The organism is Cobetia sp. (assembly GCF_983723665.1).
Genome location: NZ_CFDJES010000076.1, coordinates 3,704 through 10,033 on the forward strand (window position 1 = coordinate 3,704; position 6,330 = coordinate 10,033).

Genomic DNA, 6,330 nt, shown 5'->3' on the forward strand with positions numbered 1-6,330 from the left:
CCGCGGTCCACGACATTGCCGATGGCCCACTCGAGGAACGGGTGCGCGCCGCCTGCCAGCGCGAGCTTGCCCGCAGTGGCGATCACGCGCCGCTGCCGCAGGGTCGCATCTTTCTGCTGACCCAGCTGCGCCACTTCGGGATCGGCTTCAACCCGATCCGCCTCTATTACCTCTATCACGCCTCAGGCCAGCTGGGCGCCGTGCTCGGTGAGGTGACCAATATCCCCTGGGGGGAGCGCGTGCTGTATGCCGCCCGTACGGACCCGCAGCGTCGCATGCAGGCGGCGCAGTTCGACAAGCGCATGCATGTCTCGCCCTTCATGCCGATGGGCATGCGCTATCACTGGCGCTTCAACGACCCCAGCGCGGATGAGCTGTTGCTGCACATGGAAAACCACCCCCTCACCGGGGATACGGCGCGGAAAGCGCAGCACTCGCTGTTCGATGCCAGCCTGAGCCTGCATCTGGAACCGGCTACCCCGCGCGCCTTTCATCGCCTGCTGCTGCGTTTCCCCTGGATGACGCTCAAGACGGTCGCAGGCATTCATTTCGAGGCGCTGCGTCTGGCGCTCAAGCGCGTGCCGATCTTCGACCATCCGCGCTCGCCGTCTTCATCATGAGGAACTCATCATGAGCCAATTCGAACCCGCTCCCCCCACATTGGCCACGACCCGGGCACCGGCGGACCGCCTGACGCGGCTGCTGCGGCCACGCCTGCTGCGCATGCTCGACAAGCTCGAGGGTGGCAGCCTGACGGTGCTGGAAGGCCGTGAGCGCCACGTGCTGGGCAAGGGCGGCGCGCGCAACGTCACACTGCGTATCCATGACTCACGCGCCTGGCGGCGCATGGCGCTGGGTGGCACCGTCGCGGCGGCGGAGGCCTACATGGATGGCCAGTGGGAGACGGATGATCTGGTCGGGCTGGTGCGCCTGTTCGCCTACAACCTCGAACAGGTCAATGACTCGGTGGACAGCGGGACGTCGCGCCTGTCCAAGTGGGCGCTGAGCGTCGCCTACGCGCTGGCGCGCAATACGCTGGCGGGTTCGAAGCGCAACATCTCGGCGCATTACGATCTCGGCAATGATCTCTTCGAGCTGTTTCTCGATCGCGAGCACCGCATGTATTCCGCGGCGGTGTTCCCCTATCCCGAAGCCAGTCTGGAGGCGGCCTCCACCCACAAGCTGGAGAAACTGTTCAACCTGCTGGAACTCGGGCCGCAGCATCACCTGCTGGAAATCGGCACCGGCTGGGGCGGGCTGGCGATCCATGCCGCAAGAACACGCGGCTGCCGCGTGACCACCACGACCATCTCCGATGAGCAGCACGCCTATACCCAGGCGCGCATCGCCGCGGAAGGGCTGGAGGATCGCATCACGCTGCTCAAGGAAGACTACCGGGCACTGGAAGGCCGCTTCGATCGCATCGTCTCGGTGGAGATGATCGAGGCGGTCGGCCATCAGTATCTGCCGACCTATCTGAAGACCCTCGAGCGCCTGCTCGAACCGGCAGGCCTGATCGCGCTGCAGGCCATCACGATCCGCGATCAGCGCTTCGTGGCCGCCAGCCGCGAGATGGACTTCATCAAGCGCTACATCTTCCCCGGCGGCTTCCTGCCGTCCCATGCGGCGATTCTCAGCGCCATGCAACAGGATACCCAGCTGAACCTGTTGCAGCTCGAGGATATCGGCCTGCACTACGCCGCCACGCTCAAGGCCTGGGGGCAGCGCTTCGAGGCGCGTCTCGGGGAGGTCTATGCGCAGGGCTACGACGAGCGCTTCGTGCGCATGTGGCGTTACTACCTGGCGTACTGCGAGGGGGGCTTCCGCGAGCGCACCATCGGCACCTGTCAGCTGCTGCTGGGGGGGCCGGGGGCGCGTCCGGTACAGGCGGGGCTCCAGGATTGGGACGCCTGAACTTGCTGTCCGAGCGCCCTGGAGCACTGCTCAATGCCGGGCTCTTTCAGCTCGGCTGGTTCTGCTGCGTACTGGGCGGCTCGACGGTCGCCCTGCTGGCCACGCCGCTGATATTGGCCGTGCATCTGTGGCTGATCGTGCCGACGAGTGAGCGCCTGCGCGAGCTGCGCTGGCTGGCCGCCTTCGTGGCGCTGGGCATGGTGGTGGATGGCAGCCTGTCACTGGCCGGTGGCTACACCATCACCTCGGACACGCCTGACTGGGCGCACTGGCTGCCCCTGCCTGTCTGGATGTGGTGTCTGTGGCCGCTGTTCGCCAGCACGATCCATCATGCGCTGCGCTGGTTGTGGCAGCGGCCCTGGCTTGCGGCGGCTTGCGGTGCCATCAGTGCGCCGCTGTCCTATTACGGCGGGGCGCAGCTCGCCAGTGTGACCCTCGCCGACTGGCTGCTACCGGCGCAGGCGCTGATCTGGGGCGGCCTGTGCCTGGGTATCGCACGCCTTCATGGCCATGCCGAGCGCGCCTGAGCGCCTCAGGCGGCCTTGATGGCCAGATTGCCGGCCTCGTAGCCATTGAGCCGCTCGATGACCTCCCCCGCGGGCGCCGGCCGCGAGAAGTAGAACCCCTGGATCCAGCCGCAACCATTCGATACCAGATATTCACGCTGCTCAGCGGTCTCGACGCCTTCCGCGATCATCTCCATGCCCAGGCCCTTGGCCATCGCCAGCACCGCCATGGTGATGGCGGCATCCGCACGCTCGCCGGGCAGGCTGCGGATGAAGGCGCGGTCCAGCTTGAGCTTGTCCACCGGCAGGTCCTTCAGATAGGCGAGTGACGAATAGCCGGTGCCGAAGTCATCCACCGCGATCTGGTGGCCGCGAGCGCGTAATGCCGCCAGGCGTCGTGAGACGTCGCCGGCACGCTCATCCAGCAATACCGATTCCGTCAGCTCCAGCCCGATGGAGCTGGCAGGCACGTCATACTCCATCAACAGGCCCGCCAGCGAGGCCTCAAAGCCACCCTGGATCAGCTGCAAGGCCGAGACATTGACCCAGATGCACAGGCGATGACCGGCGCGCCGCCAGCTGGCCTGCTGCTGTACTGCCTCGCGCAGTACCCAGTTGCCCAGGCGCAGCATCAGGCCGTGGCGCTCGGCCAGCGGCACGAATTCGGCCGGTGAGATGGCACCCCGCAGCGGGTGCTTCCAGCGCAATAGCGCCTCGACACTCGCGACCTTGCCGGTGCTGGCGTCGTGCTGACATTGATAGTGCAGCTGCAATTGCCCCTGGCTCTCGATGGCGACCCGCAGGTCATTCGCCAGCCCCAGCTGCAGGTCACCGCCCGCATCCAGTGCAGGCTGGAAGCGCATGTCGGTATTGCGACCATGTCGCTTGGCGGCATACAGGGCACTTTCCAGGCGCTGCATCAGCACATCGGCGTCAACGCCATCCTCCGGGGCGCGGCAGCTGCCGATCGACAGCGCAAGGTGCAGCGCCTGATCGCCGATCTCGAAGGGCTTGGTCAACACCTGACGCAGCTCATCCACCCAGGCGGTATGCTCGCCCCCCGCCGTAGAGCGCAGAATCACGAATTCGTCGCCGCCGATGCGCCCGACCACGCCGCCGCGCGCCAGCGCCGTCAGACGCTGGGAGAACTGCTGCAGCAGACGATCGCCCCCTTCCGCGCCCAGGGCATCATTGATGCTCTTGAGCGCATCGATATCGATCAGTGCCAGGTCCATCGCCTCCCCGGCGCGCAGGCCATTGAGGCGACTGACCAGCAGGTCGCCCAGCCGGCGGCGATTGGGCAGGCCCGTCAGGGCGTCTTCCAGCCCCAGGCGCTGCAGGTCCTGCTCGCGTGCCTTGTGGCGGGTGATATCGGTAAAGAGAGCGACATGGAAGACATCGCCGCCCTGCTCGATACGGCGTGCCCGCAGCCACTCGGGATATTCATCCCCCTGCTTGCGCCGGTTCCAGACCTCGCCCTCCCAGTGGCCATTGACCTCGAGCGCCTGGCGATAACGGGCGTGAAACTCCTCGTCATGGCGCCCGGAAGACAGCAGGGAAGGGTTGCGACCAATGATCTCTTCCGGTGCGTAACCGGTGATATGACTGAAGGCGGCGTTCACGGCCAGCACCCGATTGTGGCGATCACTGATCACCAGACCATCACTGCTCAGGTGCACGGCGGCTTCCAGCAGCTGACGATGCAGCAGCTGGCGACGACGCTGGCGCGCGATGTCCAGCCCCGCCAGAACGGCAGGCAGCAACGCGGCAAGACGCAGCTCAAGCCCCGGCAACCAGGGCAGCGCTGTCAAGGCAACGAGCGCCCCGATGATCAGGGGCCGATTGAAGTGGGCTTGCGGCCACATAAGCAGCTCTCGGTGGAAGGGGTCATCGGGGATGATCCTGCATTTGCAGGCAGCGGGCCACTCTCGGCACGGCTCCAGCGGATTGCGACCGATGCCGGCAAAGAGGATCCCGCGCGAATCACACACTAGCTCCTATCGACCACTTTCCCGCCAGCTGTAGGACTTATTTGCACCCGCCCTTGCTGCCCTTTAGTCTGGCCCCCACGTGCATTCAGGGGTGCCAGCCATTAGACTAGCCCCATTCAGGCGCTCAGGTGCCTCGTACGGCATTACCATCCCGCTACTCGGAATGACTCAGTGACCAAGCAACACTCCTTTACTCGCGACGAGCTGCTGGCCTGTGGCCAGGGCGAACTCTTCGGCCCGGGCAATGCGCAACTGCCTGCTCCCAACATGCTGATGCTGGATCGCATCACTCACATCAGTGAGGAAGGCGGTAGCCACGGCAAGGGTCAGCTGATTGCTGAGCTGGATATCTCTCCGGACCTGTGGTTCTTCGACTGCCACTTCCCGGGTGATCCGGTGATGCCGGGCTGCCTGGGCCTCGATGCCATGTGGCAGCTGGTGGGCTTCCACCTCGGCTGGCTGGGCAATCCGGGCCGTGGCCGCGCGCTGGGCTGCGGCGAGGTCAAGTTCTCTGGCCAGGTGCTGCCGACCGCCAAGAAAGTGACCTACACCATCAACATCAAGCGAGTCATCACTCGCAAGCTGATCCTCGGCATCGCCGATGGTACAGTGACAGTTGACGGTCGCGACATCTATCAGGCCAACGACCTGCGCGTCGGTCTGTTCACCTCCACTGCGAACTTCTGAACGGGAGGCTCCCATGCGTAGAGTGGTAGTCACCGGGCTGGGCATTGTTTCCTGCCTGGGCAATGATCGCCAGCAGGTCCTGGAATCGCTCCGCGAAGGACGTTCTGGTATCCGCCGCAAAGAGGAATACGCCGAGCTGGGCTTCCGTAGCCACGTGGCCGGCGTTGTCGACATCAATCTCGAAGACCACATCGATCGCAAGCAATTGCGCTTCATGGGGGATGCTGCGGCCTATGCCTACATCTCCATGGCGCAGGCGATTGCCGATTCCGGTCTCACCGAAGAGCAGGTTTCCCACGAGCGTACCGGCCTGATCGCCGGTTCCGGTGGCGCTTCCTCCGCAAACCAGGTCGAGGCCGCAGACGTGATGCGCGCCAAGGGCCTGCGTCGCGTCGGTCCCTACCGCGTCACTCGCACCATGGGCTCGACCGTCTCTGCCTGTCTGGCCACGCCGTTCAAGATCAAGGGTATCAACTACTCGATCTCCTCGGCCTGTGCCACGTCTGCCCACTGCATCGGTAGCGCCGTGGAACAGATCCAGCTGAACAAGCAGGACATCGTGTTTGCCGGTGGTGGTGAAGAAGAGCACTGGACCCTGTCCTGCCTGTTCGACGCCATGGGCGCCCTGTCCACCAGCTACAACGACACGCCGGAAACCGCGTCGCGTCCTTACGACAAGACCCGTGATGGCTTCGTCATCGCTGGCGGCGGCGGCATGCTGGTACTCGAGGAGCTGGAACACGCCAAGGCACGCGGCGCGAAGATCTACGCCGAAGTGACCGGCTATGGCGCGACCTCCGATGGCCACGACATGGTGGCACCGTCCGGCGAAGGTGCAGCACGCTGCATGCGTCAGGCGATGGCGACCGTGAATGGCGATATCGACTACATCAACACCCACGGCACCTCGACGCCGGTGGGCGATGTGGCCGAGCTCAAGGCCATCCAGGAAGTCTTCGGCGCCGCCAGCCCGGCAATGAGCTCGACCAAGTCGCTGACGGGTCACTCGCTGGGCGCCACTGGCGTGCAGGAAGCCATCTACTCCATGCTGATGATGGAGAACGACTTCATTGCCGCGTCTGCCAACGTCAGCGAGCTGGATGACCGCGCCGAAGGCCTCGACATCGTCACGACCCGTCGTGATGGCGTCAAGATCGACCGTGTGCTGTCCAACAGCTTCGGCTTCGGTGGCACCAACGCCTGCCTGATTCTGGAACGTTTCCAGGACTGAT

The 6,330-nt window shown here is 64.9% G+C and carries 6 protein-coding genes; 5 read left to right on the forward strand and 1 reads right to left on the reverse strand.

The genetic code is table 11. The annotated features are described in order from the left end of the window. From AC4FAH_RS09240 to AC4FAH_RS09250, 3 genes are all read left to right on the forward strand, one after another. The coding region (locus tag AC4FAH_RS09240; RefSeq protein WP_490245937.1) for a DUF1365 domain-containing protein at window positions 1–620 on the forward strand (620 nt) is incomplete at its 5' end. 10 nt (window positions 621–630) lie between these two features. Next, a complete protein-coding gene (locus AC4FAH_RS09245; protein ID WP_225347405.1) occupies window positions 631–1,914 on the forward strand; it encodes an SAM-dependent methyltransferase in 1,284 nt (427 codons plus the stop codon). Beyond that, on the forward strand, window positions 1,902–2,441 hold the full coding sequence (locus AC4FAH_RS09250) for a DUF2878 domain-containing protein (RefSeq protein ID WP_225347406.1): 540 nt from the start codon (window positions 1,902–1,904) through the stop codon (window positions 2,439–2,441). Before AC4FAH_RS09245 ends, AC4FAH_RS09250 begins: the two co-directional genes overlap by 13 nt. Before the next feature lie 5 nt (window positions 2,442–2,446). Here the strand turns inward: AC4FAH_RS09250 and AC4FAH_RS09255 are convergent, their stop codons facing one another. After that, window positions 2,447–4,285 (reverse strand): putative bifunctional diguanylate cyclase/phosphodiesterase, encoded by a 1,839-nt coding sequence (locus tag AC4FAH_RS09255; protein WP_225347407.1) that lies wholly within the window; start codon window positions 4,283–4,285, stop codon window positions 2,447–2,449. Between the two features lie 297 nt (window positions 4,286–4,582). On the opposite strand from AC4FAH_RS09255, the gene fabA reads away from it, so the two are divergent. Both fabA and fabB read left to right on the forward strand, forming a co-directional pair. Next, window positions 4,583–5,098, forward strand: coding sequence for a 3-hydroxyacyl-[acyl-carrier-protein] dehydratase FabA (gene fabA / locus AC4FAH_RS09260; protein ID WP_043334808.1), 516 nt, complete (start codon window positions 4,583–4,585; stop codon window positions 5,096–5,098). Between the two features lie 13 nt (window positions 5,099–5,111). Beyond that, complete coding sequence (gene fabB, locus AC4FAH_RS09265) at window positions 5,112–6,329, forward strand: beta-ketoacyl-ACP synthase I (RefSeq protein WP_043334810.1); 1,218 nt, start codon at window positions 5,112–5,114, stop codon at window positions 6,327–6,329. Window position 6,330: the final 1 nt, after the last annotated feature.

What these genes read in the sequence shown, in the direction of transcription:
- AC4FAH_RS09245 (WP_225347405.1), top strand. Translation starts at nt 631, where the DNA reads ATGAGCCAATTCGAACCCGCTCCCCCCACATTGGCCACGACCCGGGCA.
- AC4FAH_RS09255 (WP_225347407.1), bottom strand. Translation starts at nt 4,285, where the DNA reads ATGTGGCCGCAAGCCCACTTCAATCGGCCCCTGATCATCGGGGCGCTC.
- fabB (WP_043334810.1), top strand. Translation starts at nt 5,112, where the DNA reads ATGCGTAGAGTGGTAGTCACCGGGCTGGGCATTGTTTCCTGCCTGGGC.